Annotated in this window: 14 protein-coding genes; 9 read left to right on the top strand and 5 right to left on the bottom strand. The window is 44.1% G+C overall.

What is annotated here, in order from left to right; all coding sequences use genetic code 11:
- On the top strand, nt 1-212 hold a 212-nt coding region (locus ELZ11_RS08845; protein ID WP_341867215.1), incomplete at its 5' end, for a transketolase-like TK C-terminal-containing protein.
- Between the two features lie 94 nt (nt 213-306).
- On the opposite strand, the gene lpxL is transcribed toward ELZ11_RS08845, so the two are convergent.
- Both lpxL and ELZ11_RS08835 read right to left on the bottom strand, forming a co-directional pair.
- Nucleotides 307-1,245 (bottom strand): LpxL/LpxP family Kdo(2)-lipid IV(A) lauroyl/palmitoleoyl acyltransferase, encoded by a 939-nt coding sequence (lpxL, locus tag ELZ11_RS08840; RefSeq protein WP_137357007.1) that lies wholly within the window; start codon nt 1,243-1,245, stop codon nt 307-309.
- A 112-nt stretch (nt 1,246-1,357) separates the two neighbouring features.
- Nucleotides 1,358-1,819 (bottom strand): Lrp/AsnC family transcriptional regulator, encoded by a 462-nt coding sequence (locus tag ELZ11_RS08835; RefSeq protein WP_137357006.1) that lies wholly within the window; start codon nt 1,817-1,819, stop codon nt 1,358-1,360.
- Nucleotides 1,820-1,969: 150 nt separating this feature from the next.
- On the opposite strand from ELZ11_RS08835, the gene ELZ11_RS08830 reads away from it, so the two are divergent.
- From ELZ11_RS08830 to ELZ11_RS08820, 3 genes are all read left to right on the top strand, one after another.
- The gene (locus ELZ11_RS08830; protein WP_137357005.1) at nt 1,970-2,932 is read left to right on the top strand and encodes a hypothetical protein; all 963 of its coding nucleotides are present in this window, start codon (nt 1,970-1,972) and stop codon (nt 2,930-2,932) included.
- 543 nt (nt 2,933-3,475) lie between these two features.
- Complete coding sequence (locus ELZ11_RS08825) at nt 3,476-3,736, top strand: hypothetical protein (RefSeq protein ID WP_137357004.1); 261 nt, start codon at nt 3,476-3,478, stop codon at nt 3,734-3,736.
- 74 nt (nt 3,737-3,810) lie between these two features.
- Nucleotides 3,811-6,567, top strand: a complete 2,757-nt coding sequence (locus ELZ11_RS08820; RefSeq protein ID WP_137357003.1) for an immune inhibitor A domain-containing protein — start codon at nt 3,811-3,813, stop codon at nt 6,565-6,567.
- Between the two features lie 123 nt (nt 6,568-6,690).
- On the opposite strand, the gene ELZ11_RS08815 is transcribed toward ELZ11_RS08820, so the two are convergent.
- Genes ELZ11_RS08815 through ELZ11_RS08805 form a run of 3 tightly spaced genes read right to left on the bottom strand, consistent with a single transcriptional unit; the run spans nt 6,691 to nt 8,977 of the window.
- Nucleotides 6,691-7,866 (bottom strand): MFS transporter, encoded by a 1,176-nt coding sequence (locus ELZ11_RS08815; protein ID WP_137357002.1) that lies wholly within the window; start codon nt 7,864-7,866, stop codon nt 6,691-6,693.
- On the bottom strand, nt 7,863-8,285 hold the full coding sequence (locus ELZ11_RS08810; protein WP_137357001.1) for a GNAT family N-acetyltransferase: 423 nt from the start codon (nt 8,283-8,285) through the stop codon (nt 7,863-7,865). The genes ELZ11_RS08815 and ELZ11_RS08810 overlap by 4 nt, the downstream gene beginning before the upstream one ends.
- Complete coding sequence (locus tag ELZ11_RS08805; protein WP_137357000.1) at nt 8,285-8,977, bottom strand: aspartate/glutamate racemase family protein; 693 nt, start codon at nt 8,975-8,977, stop codon at nt 8,285-8,287. The genes ELZ11_RS08810 and ELZ11_RS08805 overlap by 1 nt, the downstream gene beginning before the upstream one ends.
- Before the next feature lie 231 nt (nt 8,978-9,208).
- Between ELZ11_RS08805 and ELZ11_RS08800 the strand changes: the two genes are divergently transcribed.
- The 5 genes from ELZ11_RS08800 to ELZ11_RS08780 all read left to right on the top strand — a co-directional run bounded on the left by ELZ11_RS08800 (nt 9,209) and on the right by ELZ11_RS08780 (nt 18,509).
- On the top strand, nt 9,209-11,671 hold the full coding sequence (locus tag ELZ11_RS08800; protein ID WP_137356999.1) for a phosphoethanolamine transferase: 2,463 nt from the start codon (nt 9,209-9,211) through the stop codon (nt 11,669-11,671).
- A 126-nt stretch (nt 11,672-11,797) separates the two neighbouring features.
- Nucleotides 11,798-12,187: a hypothetical protein gene (locus ELZ11_RS08795; protein WP_137356998.1), complete on the top strand. Its 390-nt coding sequence runs from the start codon at nt 11,798-11,800 to the stop codon at nt 12,185-12,187.
- An 88-nt stretch (nt 12,188-12,275) separates the two neighbouring features.
- Entirely contained in the window at nt 12,276-13,658 is a 1,383-nt protein-coding gene (locus ELZ11_RS08790; protein ID WP_137356997.1) for a TolC family protein, read from the top strand.
- Between the two features lies 1 nt (nt 13,659).
- Nucleotides 13,660-15,381 (top strand): copper-binding protein, encoded by a 1,722-nt coding sequence (locus ELZ11_RS08785; RefSeq protein WP_137356996.1) that lies wholly within the window; start codon nt 13,660-13,662, stop codon nt 15,379-15,381.
- Complete coding sequence (locus ELZ11_RS08780; RefSeq protein WP_137356995.1) at nt 15,378-18,509, top strand: efflux RND transporter permease subunit; 3,132 nt, start codon at nt 15,378-15,380, stop codon at nt 18,507-18,509. Before ELZ11_RS08785 ends, ELZ11_RS08780 begins: the two co-directional genes overlap by 4 nt.
- The last annotated feature ends 57 nt before the right edge of the window (nt 18,510-18,566 follow it).

Raw genomic sequence — 18,566 nt, 5'->3', positions numbered from 1 at the left:
AGTACCGTGAATCTGTACTTCCATCTGACGTAACCGCTCGTATCGCTGTAGAAGCTGGCATCGCTGACTTCTGGTACAAGTACGTTGGCTTCGGTGGCAAGATCATCGGTATGACAACATTCGGCGAATCTGCACCAGCAGGTGAGCTATTCAAGATGTTCGGTTTCACTACTGAAAACGTAGTAAATACAGCAAAAGAGCTGCTAGCTTAATCATTTAAGCAATAGCTTTTCTCTGAAAATCAAAAGCCCCTGCATGCCTGATGCAGGGGCTTTTTATATGTGCTGTATTTATTAAAAACGGGCACTAACAAGAATAGTAACAAGCTCCCTTGCTGTGCTCAGGGCGTGTTTTGAATCGCTTATGGAGCCACATCCAACTACTCACGTCTTTTTCGATCATTCTTTCTATTTCTTGATTCATGATCTTAGCCGCCAATACAGGCTCCTTACGCGAAAATTGAGAACTTATATCTTCACTTATTTCCAAATGGTAATGACGTCCTTTACGTATGCTAACGCCAGACATCACAGCGCAACCGCTCATATCAATTAGAAAGCCTGTTCCCGAGGTTGTCGCAGCTTGTTCTACACCGAAAAATGGCACAAACACCGAGCTTTTAGCACCATAATCATGATCAGGCAAATACCATAACCGCTTTCCTGTTTTCAAAACGCGAATCATGCTTTTTATGTCAGAACGATCGATCATCTTGTGCCCTTTACGAGTTCTTCCTCTGTGCTGAATAAACTCATAAACAGGGTTAGAGTGAGCGCGATATACTCCGTACCCCGGAGCAAACAAGCCGAATATGCGGGCCGTCATTTCTAAATTTAAGAAATGGCCACAAACCACCAACACGCCACGTTGAGCATATTCTTGTGCAAGTAACTCCATTTGGCCTTGAATATGAACATGTCTCTTCACACGCCAATCTGGCCAAAACCACGCCATACCGGTTTCGATAACAGCAAGACCTGTTTTTCGGAATGTATCCTTAACTAACTGGCTAACTTCAGATTCCTTCAGTTCGGGGAAACTCAATTCGAAATTACGATAAGCGACTTTCGCCCGCCGCTTCAGCACACATTGCGCTATCGACCCTAACCCATAGCCTATCTTTATCAGCACTCTGTAAGGAACGATATTGACTAGTATTGCCAACAACCCAAAACTCAACCATATACACCAATATTTAGGTGCCAGCATACCCAGCGTAAATGCCGGACTTTCCACCACTTTCATAATTACCCCTTCTAAAGTTGGCTGGGGCATTATGAAAATGGATATGTGAAAGAAATGTATTTATCGGCTTAAATACTACCGATTGAGAGTTTTATCCGTTATGAATGTCGATTTACTCTAGTTCTATCTCTGTACTGAACTTTACGGTTCTCAATGACACCGATGTGTGAAACTTTCTGATGTTCAAATCAGTGTGTAACACACGTTCTACAAAGTACTCATACGCTTGAATGTCTTTTACTGTGACCACCAGCATGAAGTCATAACTACCGGATATTTGATAGCATTGCGTGACTTCAGGTGCTTTTAGAATCGACTTACGAAAGACTTGATAGATATCCGCTCGATCGCGTTCCATTTCCACCGAAACGATCAAAGTCATCGTATTACCCGCTAGTTCAGGGTTAATGATGGATACATCGCCGATAATGACTTTTTCTTCTCTTAACCGTTTCACTCGCTTCAGGCAGGCTGGAGGCGACAACCCCACGAGATCAGCCAGTTCGAGGTTGGATAAGCGGTTATTCCTTTGTAGCGCTACTAAAATCTTCCTATCTATTCTGTCGATTTTCATAATTTCCTTACCACCCAAAAAATACAACAAAAATTTCTCATTTATGAATAAATAACAAATTTATGAAAACAAAACCACACCACTAAGAAATCATACTTCCTAAGCAAAGGTTAGAATCATTCCATTAGTTAGCAAAATGGATTTAAGACAATGCAAGCAATCCAACATTTCTTTAAGGAACTCATTCGCGACATCTTTGATGTCACCTTCACACTATTCAAGATAATGATTCCTATCATCATCGTGATCAAAGTAGTGGAAGATCTCGGAGGCATCGTATTACTGAGTGAATGGCTTAGCCCAATTATGGAGTTCGTAGGCCTTCCCAAAGAACTAGGGCTTGTGTGGGCAACCACAATCCTAACCAACATTTATGCAGGCTTAATCGTTTTCATCAATCTAGATATGCCTTTAACAGTCGCTCAAGTCTCTATTCTTGGCAGTATGATGCTTCTCGCACACTCATTACCTATCGAAGCAGCCATCGCCAAAAAAGCCGGCGTTAATCTTTTAGCGACTTTAGTGATACGTATAGGGGGAAGCTTACTTCTCGCTTGGCTACTACACATTAGTTACCAATTTGGTGATGTACTCAATCAGCCCGCTGTGGTCTTGTGGCAACCTGAAGCATCTGCAGACCCAAGCTACCTAGGCTGGGCAATGGATCAGATAAAGAACTTTGGCGTGATATTTGTGGTGATATCCGCACTACTCTTCCTACTTAAAGTTCTAAAGTTACTAGGAGTAGAAAAGTTAATGGCGGTAATGCTAAGGCCCTTCCTACGTGTTCTTGGCATCAGTAAAGAGGCCACAAACCTGACTATTATTGGAATAACACTTGGGCTTTCTTTCGGAGGCGGGTTACTAATCAGCGAAGCTAAGCGTGGTCATATAGCAGCAAGAGACGTATTTACTGCAATTATGCTGTTGAATTTATTACATAGCCTAATCGAAGATACATTACTTATTTTGCTCATAGGGGCCGACTTCTACACCATTTTCTGGGGACGCTTAGTTTTCTCAGTGTTGATCGTCGCTATCATTGCACAAGCAATAAAACGGATCGATGTTCGCACCTGTGAGCGGTATTTCTATCGGAGCGTCGTTCAATAAACCGTACCCAAAAGGAGCCTAATTCGGCTCCTTTTTCTTTTTCAGTCAACATTAGCCTGCCCTTCAATAACACCTATTACTTCCCAATAAAAACTTTTCCAGCAGTTTATTCCGTTAATTCAATTAAGACTTACGAAAAACATGGCCACTTATACAAGAATATTCTGATCTTTTTATTTACTACATTTGGGGAAGGGATCTAATTATAGGAACACAGCCAAATCAACATAGAACTTTATTTGTATTCATCATCATTAGTCACTTCATACCTACGCATAAGTTCAAAAGTTACATATCACCTATTTTTAAAGGGATAGAGCGGACAATCCAATTTCAACGATTTATATCATTGTTAAATCAATCATTAAGTTATGCAAAAAATCCCACTAAATAACTCACAAACCTCTCATTAAGGCTCTTATTTTATAGTTACACATTATGTTGAAACCTGAACAAACAGTAACTTACAAAAATTATGCGTTTGATTGACTAATTTTATAAATATATTTTGTTACATAATTTTTACACATATACACAGACGTTATGCTCATTAAGATTTCGATTATCACCGCTTTATTAATTTCTACACCGTCACAGGCTTCTAGCTCTTTAGAAAATGATGAAGCACTACTCCAATCATTAATCGATCGTGGCGTTGTTTGTTCGGGGCTAACTTACAAGGAGAACCAAGAAGCATTACGCATATATCTAAATAGAAAAAGTAAGGCGTATTTGAAAAACAAAACCGTCATACCTGAAAAACAAGAAAATCCACCAAAAGAGTGTATTCAACCGAAAAAATAATAGTCACTTCCAGTTAAACAAGAATGGCTTAAATAAATTTGATGTAAACATGGAAATATAATTAAGGAAATATAATGATAAATATGAGAAAAACCTTGCTGGCCTCAGCAATGTTAACTCTATTCAGCGTCAACAGTTATGCCAAGACTCCCGTTGATTTAGGGGTAGTCAATGAAGACAAACTGATTGAAATGCTAGTAAGACAAGGCTTAGTTGATCAAGAAGCATCAGATGCAGCGAAACACGACGCACTCGATCGTTATCTTGCGAATAAAGTAAATTCAGGCTTTAAGGGCGATGCGCAGTTTGGCAAAAAAGCACTTGAACAGCGCGCTAAGATTCTAAAATCAATTGAGAAAGAATCCGGGCTAAAGAAAGCTAGTGTGTTTGCTCTGGATATTAGCCAAAAGAGAACGGATAAAGTACTCGCCTTGTTGGTTGACTTCCCAGACTTAAATTGGGACGACAATAAGTTAACCGAAGAACACACGCAAATGTTGTACGAAAGCTACAACCCAGAACACTACCAAGAATTGTTGTTCTCCGATGCTGGCTACACAGGACCAAACGGTGAAAACCTTATCTCTATGCGTCAGTATTATGAGAGCGAATCCGGCGACAGTTACAGCGTAGCAGGACAAGCTGCTGGTTGGTATCGAGCCGCGAAGCCAGCTTCATTTTATGGTGGCAACTCTCCGACTACCGATAATGACCTTAATGCACAAGAGTTAGTTCGCGAAGCACTTAATCAGCTCGCTCAAGATCCTAATATCAATCTAGCAGATTACGATATTGAAGATCGATACGACTACGATAGCGATGGTAATTTCAGGGAACCTGATGGCGTCATTGACCACCTAATGGTGTTCCATGCCTCTGTTGGTGAAGAAGCTGGTGGTGGCGTACTTGGTGCTGACGCAATCTGGTCACACCGATTCAATTTAGGCCAAGCGCATGTCTTAGAAGGCACATCCAGCTCGTTACCAGATCGCTTTGGCGGTCAATACGCTGCATTTGATTACACAATCCAACCTATCGATGCTGCGGCTGGGGTCTGTGCACACGAATATGGCCACGATTTAGGTCTACCAGACGAATACGACACACAATACACGGGTAAAGGCGAACCTGTATCCTATTGGTCAATCATGTCTTCAGGCAGTTGGGCTGGTCAAATCGGTGGTACACAACCAACGGCTTTCAGTTCTTGGGCTAAGCATTTCTTACAAAAATCAATTGGCGGTCGCTGGGTTAATGATGATCAGATCTCGATTGAAGATTTAGAAGATAATCCACAAGTTTATACGCTGTTCCAAACTACGGATAATAGCCGACCAAACATGATCAAGATCGATCTACCTGAGAAAGAAATTGAAGGGCTAAAACCTTTTGAAGGCGAATTCTCTTTCCATTCTGCTAAGGGGGACGATCTTAAAAACAGCATGACACGCAAGCTGGATATTCCAGCGGGCGACTCAGCACTACTCACATTTAAAACCTGGTACGAAATAGAGAAAGACTACGACTTCGCGCGTGTCCTAATCAACGGTCAAGCTGTAGCTGGTAACATTACTTCTATGGATGACCCATACAACACAGGACTTGTTCCTGCAATTGGCGGCGCATCTAGCGGCTGGATCGATGCAGAATTTGACCTTTCTCAATGGGCTGGGCAACAGGTAGAGCTGTCATTTGAATACATCACTGATGGCGGTTTAGCGATGGAAGGCTTCTATCTTGATAACATCAACCTAGTCGTTGATGGTGCCATCACATCTGTAGATGACGGTGAATCAACGTCAAGCTTTGCATTAAATGGCTATCAACTGAGTAATGGTTTCCACCAAGCGCAGCACTACTATCTACTTCAATGGCGTAGCCATACCGATGTCGATGAAGGCTTAGCCAACATCAAACGTATGGGGCAGCTAATCACCTTTGAACCAGGCCTTATCATCTGGTATGTCGACGAATCGCTTACAGACAACTGGGTCGGGAAACACCCTGGTGAAGGTTGGTTAGGGGTTGTAGATGCTGATCAAAACGCTATGGTTTGGGCAAACTCAGGTGAAGTCGCACAAACTCGCTTCCAAGTACGTGATGCCGCATTCTCGATGCATGATCATAACCCTATGCGTTTGATTAATGGTGACAATGACGTTCTTGAAGACACAAGTTTGATTGGTAATGCTAACTTCGCAGACAACCAAGATTATACTTCTCCTCAAGCACCAGACTCCGGTCGAAAACTCACTGAGTTTGGCTTAGTCATTGATATCTTGAATCAAGGGGAAAGCAACGAATACGGTGTCGTTCGCCTCTCGAAAATTAGTGACTCAAACATCGCTCCAACTGCAAACTTTGAGTTAAACGTCGATGGCCTAAACGTTTCTTCAAGCAATTACAGCACAGACGAAGATGGCGAGCTTGTGAGCTACCTTTGGGATTTTGGTAACGGCCAAACGAGTAATGAGATGGCGCCAAGCTGGTCTTATGAACAAGCTGGTGAATACAAAGTTAGCCTAACCGTCGTTGATAACAAAGGCGATACCGGTTCATTCTCATCTGTTGTAACGGTTGAGCAGCCTAATGCACTTCCTGAAGCTAGCGCTCGTTACATCCACTTAGGTCGTTGGGTAACGATGTGGTCTACTAGCACGGACAGCGACGGACGAATCGTAGATACAGAATGGACACTACCAAACGGAAAAGTGAAACGTGGACGTATGTTCACCTCAATTTTCCCGAAATACGGTAAGCAAGAAGTCACATTGAAAGTAATGGATGACCAAGGTGCTGTAGTAACCAAAACCATCTCGGTTGATCTTTAACGTTACTTAAAAAATAACGTTCAATAAAAAGCCCCACCAAGTTCGGTGGGGCTTCTTTCATCTAAAGTAATAGCTACTTGCATTCACTTTGGCTTCAATTCAAAGTCTATCTTGAAATCAAAATCAAGCTGGCTGTTTTTGTGAGTGGGATTTTTTCGCACCAAAGGCAAAAATAACAATCACCGCTAAAACAAACGGTAAAACGTAAATATTCAGATTTCGCCAACCAACGGTCGATTCCAACCAACCAGAAAGTAGCGCGGTAACCGTCACGCAGCTAAACACGATAAATTCATTAAAGGCTTGCGCTTTCGCTTTGTTCTGAGGCTGATAAGATTGACTAAATAACCCTGTTGCAGCAATAAACATGAAGTTCCACCCTACCCCCAGTAACACTAATGCTGCTCGGAAATGCCAAATTGATTGACCATGAATATTAACCGCAACACAAGCGACAAACAGCAAGCCACCAATCAGTATCATTAAGCGAGCGCCAAACTTTTCAATCAGACGTCCTGTAAAAAACGCTGGCACAAACATCCCTAATACGTGCCATTCAATCACTCCTGCCGCCTTAGTGAAATCAAAGCCGCACCCAATCATGGCAAGCGGTGTCGCGGTCATGAGAATGTTCATCACAGCATAAGAGACCATTGCTGCGAATACGGCTACAACAAAGTTAGGCTGCTTGACTATCTGGCGAAGTGGATCAGCCTTAGCGCTGTTATTTGCTTGGCTTACTTTCGGGAATTGAATAGTTTGTAGTAATAAAAGTGCTATACAATTCAATACAATCAGTGAAGCGAACGCCCCAATGTACAGCCCGTCTTGCGACCACTGTTGAGAGGCTATCGCTAGATTTGGGCCAAGGACTGCAGCCAAAACACCACCAGCCATCGAGATAGAAATGGCACGATGCCTAGCATCTTCGTTGCACACTTCTATCGCAGCAAAGCGATAGAGGGTCCCGAATCCAATCCCAATACCTAGTAAAAAGGTGGCAAAGCAGAATAGGAAAAACGCTTGATTATAAAGCGCAAACGTTGCTAAAGAAGCACCGGTAATCCCAATCATATTACCAATACTAAATCCTCGTTTTCGTCCGAGCTTTCCCGAAATCAAAGACGCAGGAATCGTCGCAGCCATTAGCCCAAGAAATTGCAAAGCTACTGGTAAAGTAATCATACTTTGGCTTGGCGCGATCTGCTTACCAATCAAACCAATAACTGAAATCAGCAAAATATTTCCAGTCATCAACAACGCTTGGCATAAAGACAGCATCCATACGTTTTTGTTCATTCATTTCCCTTAAGGTTCATTGTCATCTTGAAATAGGGAACGTCAGACTTGTAAAAACGTTCTCCAGATTTTGTCATGCCAATTCTATGATAAAAATTGAGCGCAGACTCCCTGGCATCACACCAAAAATGTTCGATTCCCGCTCGGTTGAGATCGACTAAAACGGCAGTAATTAGCTGGCGACCAATACCTAAACCTTGATACTGTTCTAATGTGGCAAATTTTCGAAGTTGTGCCTTTTTACCTGCAATAAATATCGACGCGCATGACACGATTTGGCCATCGTAAACACCGCCAAAATGCCACGCGCTCTCGTCGTTATCTAGTTTACAAAATTCTATTGGTTTACTCGGCCACAACACTTTATGGCGAATAGGCATAGCTTGTTGCCAAGTAATACGCTCGATTTGGACTTCCATTAATCTAAAGCAGTATCGACAGCGGCTTGCGCATGAAGTGCTGTCGTATCATAAAGCGGTACTCGTGTATCATCTTGCCCAACTAACATCGCTATCTCTGTACACCCTAGAATCACCGCCTGCGCTCCCGCTTCTCGCAAATCACTGATGACCACTAAAAAATCATTCTTCGACCGCTGATTCACTTTACCATGCACTAGCTCTTGATAAATGACATCATGAACAAGCTTTCTCTGAACTCCGTTAGGTACAACAACTTCAATTCCGTATTTATCTTGCAGGCGGCCTTTGTAGAAATCCTGCTCCATTGTGAAAGCTGTACCTAATAGGCCGACTTTCTCGATGCCATCCTTTTTCAGTACTTCAGCGGTGGCGTCAGCGATATGCAGTAAAGGCAGTTCCGTGCATTCTTCCACTTGTTCGGCGACTTTGTGCATTGTATTCGTGCAAATCATCACAAAGTCAGCCCCTGCTTTCTCAAGCGAACGCGCCGACGCTGATAAAATTTCAGCCGTTTTCAGCCACTCTCCTGAACGTTGTAATGCTTCAATTTCTGCGAAATCAACGCTCATCATGGCAATTTTTGCTGAATGATAACCACCGAGCCGAGCACTTACTTGCTGGTTAATCTCACGATAGTAATTTGCTGTTGATTCCCAGCTCATGCCGCCGATCATGCCTATTGTTTTCATAGCCTATCCTTTGCTTTTGAATTCAACCCACTACATCAGAAAAACACCCTTGATACAAACGAATTATTGATGACTCAATTCATTACCCACTCACTTTCCACTGAAGCAGTGGAAGCGCCTAAACCACTACCCTCATCATCGTTAGCTGTCTGATTTTTCGGTATTAATTGATTAAGAGTCACCTGATAACTACGTTTAAAAGGACACTTATCAATCGTTAAAAGGAAGTAAATGCAGCCAACATTCAACGTAACCTTAAGTAAATGCATTTCACTCCTGTTTTTCACGCTGATTATATTGGCTAACGTTCAATGGTTTCGCCACGCGCCTAATGCGCTTCTATTTGAAACCGCGATAATGATAAGTCTCTGTGGTATTTGGAGTGCCGTTTATTGGCTCGCCCAAAACCTACAATCTAGAGTCTTTCTTACCATAAACCTATTAATGCTGACGGTTTGCACTTACTCATACAGTAAGTTTTTCGTCTCTGGTTTAGACTCTGATACATCGATTACCCTAGCTAGCATTTCGCTGCTCGCAGTATGGCTTCACTCATATGCTTCCCATAAGCAAATCACGAGCCTTGTACTATTAGTCAAATTTTACGTGCTGTTAGTATGGCTAATCACCTTCGTTATCCTGATTAGCTATAAGTATTACGGAGCCATCAACCAAGAATTTGTGTTCGCTATCATGCAAACCAACCTTGATGAGGTGGCTGAATATTTAGGCCAAACCGTAATGGCCCCTGCTTTCTATGGATACCTTTTCCTATTCTGCTCAGTCGCTTTCATTTTTATCTACTTCAGCCTTGGCAACAAAGTCCAACTTACTAATACCCCTTTGTTCACCCTACTTAGCTGTGTGTTTATCATTTATTCAATCACCTCTCCTCAAGTATTTAATGGGGTGAAAGTGTCGGCTCAATACGCCGAAACCTACCGTGAAGAATTACGACAACTCCAAGCCATCATTGAACAACGCAGTGTTCACGAACCTAGCAACACCGCAACTGCATCGACAAAGGGAAGAATGCACATTTTAGTGATAGGTGAGTCGCTTTCTAAAAGGCATTTATCAAGTTATGGATATCTAAGAGACACAACCCCTTTTATTAGCACCAGCGGCCCCATCCAATTTGAGAATGCGTATTCAAGTCATACTCATACAATGGAGACGCTGTCGTTAGCATTGACACAAAGTAATCAATACAACAAGTTAGATTACTTCCAAAGCGCTTCACTCATATCATTGCTCAATCAAGCTGGATTTGAAACCGCATGGATAAGTAACCAAATATCTGCGGGCGTGTGGGATAATTTGATCTCCGCTTTGGCACAAGAAAGTGAATATGTTCGCTTCATAAACTCCAATGTTGGAAAATCCGACCACACTCGAAAGCTCGACGACGCCTTGGTCCATGAACTTGCCGAATACCTTCAACGAGCTGACTTGTCGCGCAATCAATTTATCGTACTTCACATGATGGGAAGCCATATTCGATATTGTGACCGAACAAAAGACAGATCGATCCCACTGGAACATTTGCCATTTTATGTTTACCTAGATAAACAAGACGATTGTTACGACCAAAGCGTTACATTTACCGATCGTATCCTAAAAGACATAATTACCTTGGCATCGAGTTATGAGCCTTTTACTTCACTTACCTATGTTTCAGACCACGGTGAAGACGTCTTTTCAGGCTCTGGCCATAATGCAAAAAAGTTTAACGAGTACATGGCTGAAATCCCGTTTGTTATATGGCCGAGTGACAAGTTTGACCCCGTTCGATTAGCTAATCTAAAGTCACATCAAAGCGCACTTTTCACTAATGATCTTTTATTCGACACCATACTCGGGATTACGGGGGTCACGTCAGATGCGCAAAACACTCGCTATGACATCAGCGATCATCGCTACGACATGCCAAATAACGTTGCGTCCACAATGCACGGGCAAATACCGGTTAACTCTTTAACTTTTCAAAAAACACTATCTAATTTAGAAAAGCTTCCCAAACTCATGGCTCACAGAGTAAACACCATCGGAGCACTTGAGGACGCCATTCAACAAGGTTTTTCGAGAATTGAATTCGATGTATGGTTCGATGATAAAAGTAACCGGATAGTGATGGGGCACGATCAACATGCGCTTACAGGTCAGTCACTAGAGCAATTTTTAGAGTTTGAGTCGGGGCGATTTGAACAAGTCTGGATAGACTTCAAAAACCTCGCACTACAAAACCAACCAACAGTCCAGCATGAGTTAGAAATGCTCGACGCACGCTTCAACCTCAAATCACGAACACTACTTGAAACGTCATCGCGAAACCCTTCTGTTGCCGCCCTTTCCAATTCAGGTTGGAGAACCAGTTATTATTTACCAACCAAGGAATTAACGACCTTGTCAAAAGTAGAAAACGGCCAGGAGATCAACCAACTTATCGGCGAACTGCAGAAGCAACTCATCGTGCAGAAAATGCGGTCTATTAGTTTCGATGCTTCATTAATGCCGTTTGTTACCGAGCACTTGACCCAGCCGATTCTTACGCCCTTACAAATAGAAATGAATATTTGGACCGATTTACGAGCAGACAGCCCAACACTTGAACAAGAACTATCGCAGAGAAAGCTTAACCATCCTGCTCTCGATAACATTATTGTGATTCATCAATCACGGTTTAAGTACTAATTGTTTAAATATAAAACGCTTACGCGAGCTCTTGGATTAATACAGCAAAATTTATCAATTGAGCATTGACCTTCCCCTAGGGGTAACCTTTAGGATTTCTTTAGATTTATTATTAATGGGCTCACGATGCGTTTTTCTTCACTTCGCATAATTTGGATTACATGTTTCAGTATGTTCGCCATGCTGTCTTCAAACATTGCATCCAGTGAACCATTAATGATGATCAAGATGATGTCGGACGATCACTCTATGATGTCATCCATGAGTTGTATGACCGCTGTCCCTAATTCTGACGGACAGTCCCATGGCGATGAGTTTTCGCATGACGACATGCTCCAATGTCAGTCTGAAAAGCAACACAACTGCTGTGCTGCGATGTGTTTAAGCCCTTTAGCTTTCATACCGATAGTGAACCAACCAGCTCCAATAAAAGTACAACTCGCCTTGATCCCCCTTGAGAAAGGCATTCCTGCCGTAGAACGTCCCCAGTCCCTATACCGCCCCCCAATAGCATAGATCCATCTTAATTTTCTCACTTCACCGCCTATAACGCGTGTGAAAGGTTTTTCCGTGCCTTTCCGGCACAATAAGATTGGATTTTATTGTGAAGTTTATCCCAACAGCATTAGCATTCACTGTAAGTGCTTCTGTATTGGTCGTGCTTCCTAGTTTCGCTGAGCCTAACTCAACGCAACAAATCACGAGCATAACCAATACCAACGAATTATCGACCCTGATCGAATACGCATTGATTAATGATGCCAGCCGCGAGCAGTTTTCCGCTCAATCACAGGCAATACGCGCTACAGGTGTCGCCAGCTCTACCTTAATGGACCCAAAGATCAAACTCGGTTTTGGGGGCTTGCCTGTCGACAGCTTTGAGTTTGACGTCGATCCCATGACCTCAGTTTCTGTCGGCTTAATGCAGCAGTTCGAGCGAGGTTCTACCTTGGAGCTTCAGAAAAAGAAAGCGAACCAACAAGCTGACGGTGTCGACCTACAAGTCAATGTTCGCGAGAGAGAAGTAGCCAATGCGCTCACCAAATTGTGGCTAGAGCTTGGATATCAGCAGCAAGCAGAGTTAGTACTGATTGAAAATCAGCGCTTAATGGACGAATTAACCAGCTTTATTCAAACCAATTACTCCATTGGTAAAAATGAAGCGCAAGATTTGTTAAATGCACAGCTTCAAGTCAGTAAATTGGAAGAGAAGTACCTCGCAAATCAACAAATTCAGCGTCGATTGATTTCTCAACTTTCCGAATGGCTAGGATCGGGTTGGTTGGCTAGCACCACCAGTTTGACCGCAAGCAACCAGCTTGATTGGCACTTGCTCAATTCAAGGCTCTCTGAGCAACCCACTTCAACTCAACATTATGCGCTACTCAATCAGCACCCAATGGTGAAGATGGCAGATGTCGCGATAGCTTCCAGCGAGACACAAGTAAATATTGCCGAACAAGCCTACAAACCTCAATTTGGGGTAGAAGTCATGTATGCCAACCGACAGGCCAACAACATGATGGGCGAACCGGCTTCTGATCTTGTTAGCGCTTACGTCACCATGGATATCCCTCTATTTACCGGTAATAGGCAAGATAAAAACCACGAGGCTGCTCAATATCAAGTGGGCGCGGCCAAATCTCAAAAGGATCTGTTGCTTTCGCAAATGAACGCCAAGGTCAACGCCTTGCTTGTCGACAGAAGTAACTTAGAGCAACGCCTTGAGCGCTACAACACGACCTTACTGCAACAAGCTGATGCTCGTATTAAGGCGGTTGAGCGCGGTTATCAAAACAACACTTCTCAATTTAACGATGTCATCGCGGCCACAAATGATCAGCTCGCACTCAAATTGGAAAGAGAAAGACTTATCACCGACCTAAACATAGTGAACAGCGAATTGGCATCACTACTTGGTGGCTTCGATTACCAAGCTAAGAACACCGAACAACCAACGAATACAAACAGCAAGGCAGGAAAATAAAATGAAAACAATGCAAGTTGCAACAATCGCTTTGTTGGTAGGCAGTGCTATCGGTTTTGGCGCGAATCACTTCCTTACTCCCAACGGTTCTATGTCTCACGACACCATGTCTACAGATTCGAGCATGGTATCTGACTCTAACGAACCTCTGTATTGGGTTGCCCCAATGGACCCGAACTACCAGCGAGACAAGCCAGGAAAATCGCCAATGGGTATGGATTTGATACCCGTGTATGCCGATGATTTGGCTGGTGACGATGACAAACCAGGAACCATTAGAATAGACGCTTCCGTCGAAAATAATCTTGGTGTCAAAACAGCACAAGTATCTTTAGAGAAACTATCACCTCGAATCGAAACGGTTGGCTATATCGCTTTTGACGAAAGCCGCTTATGGCAAACCAATGTCCGCGTCGCAGGGTGGGTAGAAAAGCTTTACATCAACGCCGTTGGAGAAAAAGTGAAGAAAGGCGAAGTGCTTTTCACTCTGTATTCTCCGGAACTCGTCAAAGCCCAAGAAGAACTCCTTAATGCCTATCGAACACAACGCAAAGGGCTGATTAACGGAGCAACGGAGCGCTTGGTGACCTTGGGCGTAGATCGTGCCCAAATTAAGCAAATCGTTAAACGAGGAAAGGCATCTCAAACCATTGATATCAAAGCAATTGATAATGGCGTAATTGCTAGTCTTAATATCCGAGAAGGTGGGTATCTGTCTCCGTCTCAAGCGGTTATTAGTGCAGGGCCACTTGATGAAGTATGGGTAGATGCGGAAGTCTTTGAACGACAAGCCCATTGGATCGAGTCAGGAAGCAGTGCCTCTATGACATTAGACGCGGTTCCCGGCCAAACTTGGCAGGGAAAAGTGGACTATGTCTACCCTATCCTAGATCCAAAGACTCGTACTATTCGAATGCGATTAAAGTTTGCCAACCCGAATGGTGCGCTAAAGCCGAACATGTTCGCCAATATTGCTCTGCAACCTGTTACCGACGAATTCGCGTTAACCATTCCTAAATCTTCGGTCATTCGTTCAGGAGGAATGAGCCGAGTAGTACTTTCAGAAGGCGATGGCAGATATCGCTCAGCGCGTATCGAAATAGGCCGTGAAGCAGCAAATCATGTCGAGGTGTTACAAGGGCTAACTGAGCAAGATACCGTCGTTACATCTGCCCACTTTATGCTGGATTCGGAATCCAGTCAGTCAGCAGACTTATCGCGCATCAATGGTGTCGAACCAGAAGCCGAGTCGGTTTGGGCACAAGGTCAGATCACTGACTTAATGAAAGGTCATCGCATGGCAACCATCAATCATAAGCCTGTGCCAGAGTGGGATTGGCCGGGCATGGTGATGAATTTCAACTTTTCAGAAGATGTAGACTTAGCGGAACTAGAGAACGGCCAAGTTATTGATTTTGAAATGGTACAAATGTCATCAGGGCAATATGAGATCGTTGATTTCAAAATCGACACAGCCAAAGCCTTAAGTGAAGTTTGGGTTACCGGGGAAGTGAGTATGGTCATGCCCGATTTCGGCATGGTTACGCTACAGCACTCCCCTGTTACTGAATGGGAGTGGCAAGCTGGCGAAATAAACTTTTCAGTCAGTGAAGAATTGGACCTTAGCCAATTCGTTGAAGGCCAAAAGGTGCGATTTCTAGTTGCCAAAGAAGGAAGTGACTTTGCGCTTCGTGAACTGCAAGCAGAAGGAGCTGAGCAATGATTGGAGCGATTATCCGATGGTCGATCAACAACCGATTTTTGGTGCTGATTGCCTCTATCTTTTTGACTTTAGGCGGCCTTTACAGTGTTAAGAACACGCCTGTCGATGCCATTCCTGATTTATCAGACGTGCAAGTCATCATCAAGACCAACTATCCGGGGCAGGCACCTCAGGTAGTCGAAGATCAAGTTACCTACCCACTTACCACCGCAATGTTAGCGGTTCCAGGAGCAGAAACGGTTCGAGGTTATTCCTTCTTCGGCGACTCCTACGTGTACATCATTTTCGATGACAATACCGATATGTATTGGGCGCGATCTCGTGTGCTTGAGTACCTAAGCCAAGTCGCCCCGAACTTGCCAGACAGCGCGAAGCCAACACTTGGCCCAGATGCTACCGGTGTGGGTTGGGTATACAGCTACGTTTTGCAAGACAAAACGGGTGATCACGATCTAGCAGAACTAAGAAGCCTGCAAGACTGGTTTTTAAAGTACGAACTTCAGACCGTTAACGGCGTATCGGAAGTCGCAACGGTTGGTGGCATGGTCAAGCAATACCAAGTGCAAATCGACCCTGCAAAACTGCGCGCTTATGACCTGACCTTGCAGCAAGTCAATATGGCTATCCAGAATGGCAACCAAGAAACTGGTGCTTCTGTAATAGAGGTGGCCGAAGCTGAACATATGGTTCGTACGACGGGATACCTATCCAATATTGAAGACATTCAATCACTGCCGTTAAAGGTCACAGACAAAGGCACACCGCTTCTGCTTGGTGACATTGCAGACATTAACCTAGGCCCACAAATGCGTCGTGGCATTTCTGAGTTCAATGGGGAAGGAGAAGCCGTTGGCGGTGTTATCGTTATGCGATTTGGCGAGAACGCCAGTGAAGTGATTGCTAATGTGAAAACTAAGCTCGCAGAGCTACAACGAGGTTTACCAGAAGGCGTAGAAATTGTCGCCACTTACGACCGCTCGACCTTGATCGACTCAGCCGTTGAAAACTTATGGAAAAAATTAACGGAAGAGTTCTTCGTTGTGGCGATCGTATGTGCGCTGTTCTTGTTCCACATTCGTTCTTCACTCGTCATCGCGTTGAGTTTGCCTGTAGGGATATTGTCGGCGTTTATCGTCATGCACTGGCAAGGTATCAACGCAAACATAATGTCTCTCGGCGGCATTGCGATTGCGATTGGCGCTATGGTTGATGGCGCTATCGTCATGATAGAAAACGTTCATAAGCATATCGAGCGAACACCACTGACCGACAAAAACCGGTGGCAAGTGATCACCAAAGCGGCAGAGGAAGTAGGTGCACCGCTATTCTTCTCTCTGCTTATCATCACCCTGAGTTTTGTTCCTGTATTCGCACTTGAAGGGCAAGAAGGCAAAATGTTCTCGCCGCTAGCCTTTACCAAAACCTATGCTATGGCCGCTTCTGCAGGTCTAGCTATTACTTTGGTTCCAGTGCTGATGGGCTATTTTATTCGAGGAAAAGTATTACCTGAGCATAAAAACCCTGTGAACCGCGGTTTGGTTGCGCTGTATCGCCCGTTGCTAACATTGAGCTTAAATTACCCGAAGACCATGATTGTATTGGCGCTCGGTTTAATGGCTTCGGCTTACTATCCGACGAGCAAATTAGGTAGCGAATTCATCCCGCCTTTAGATGAAGGCGACCTAATGTACATGCCAACAACCTACCCTGGTATTTCGATCGGTAAAGCTCGTGAGGTGCTACAACAAACCAATAAACTCATTAAAACTATTCCAGAAGTCGAAACGGTATGGGGAAAAATCGGCCGGGCAGAAACCGCTACAGATCCTGCACCTCTCACAATGATCGAGAGTGTGATTCAATTGAAGCCTCGCGATCAATGGCGCGAAGGTGTCACTTCCGAATCGCTGCGTAAAGAGTTCGATGAACTGGTGCAATTTCCAGGCTTAACCAACGCGTGGGTAATGCCAATCAAAACTCGCATCGACATGCTTGCAACCGGTATTAAGACACCGATCGGCATCAAAATCGCTGGCCCGGACTTGAAAGTTATTGAAGGTATTGGCGCAGACCTAGAACCAATATTGAATGGCATTTCAGGTACAGCCTCTGTGTACGCCGAACGTGTCGCTGGTGGACGTTATGTCACCATCGACATTAAGCGCCGCGCTGCTGCCCGTTATGGGTTAAGTATCAAAGATGTTCAATTGGTAATTTCCACGGCTGTTGGTGGTATGAATGTCGGTGAAACCGTTGAAGGATTAGAACGTTACCCAATTAACGTTCGATACCCGCAAGACTACCGCGATTCTGTCGTTAAACTGCAAAACCTGCCTCTAGTGACGCAAAACGGTGCTCGTATCGCCTTGGCTGATGTCGCAGATATTCGTTACGAAGACGGCCCTCCGATGATTAAAACTGAAAACGCACGCCCTAACGGCTGGGTATTCGTCGACATCGAAGGCCGTGACTTAGGCTCGTATGTTCAAGAGGCGCAACAAGTTGTCGCGGAAAACTTAGTGCTTCCTGCTGGTTATTCCATCGCATGGTCTGGGCAATATGAATACATGGAACGGGCTAAAGAACGTTTAAGCATGGTGGTTCCGATCACTCTGGCGATCATCATGCTCTTACTTTACTTCAGCTTTAGGCGTGTCGGTGAAGTGCTCATCATCATGTCGACTCTGCCACTGGCGATGGTGGGCGGGTTATGGCTCATGCATGTGCTCGGGTTCAACTTCTCTATCGCGGTTGGCGTCGGCTTTATCGCTCTAGCAGGCGTCGCTGTCGAGATCGGTGTGATCATGTTGGTCTACCTCAATCAGGCTTGGCATTACAAAAAGCTCGATGCTCAGGAAAACAAACAACCACTTAGATTAGAAGACTTAACCAACGCGATTCGCGAAGGTGCCGGATTACGCGTACGGCCAGTAATGATGACGGTTCTGACTGTCATCATCGGACTCATTCCAATCATGTATGGCGATGGGACAGGTTCAGAAGTCATGCAGCGAATCGCTGCTCCGATGATCGGTGGGATGGCTTCGGCGCTACTCCTTACGCTTCTTGTGATTCCAGCCGTCTTTAAACTATGGAAATCCCAAGAAATAACCAAAACCAATAGCTAGCCACTCCTAGCACTCAATCAAACACTAATGGCTCGTTCGACGTATAAAACCACAAGG

The organism is Vibrio profundi, from assembly GCF_005281835.1.
Taxonomy (GTDB): Bacteria; Pseudomonadota; Gammaproteobacteria; order Enterobacterales; family Vibrionaceae; genus Vibrio; species Vibrio profundi.
Note: the sequence above shows the minus strand (reverse complement) of the source record. Positions and strands in the feature narration are given on the sequence as shown.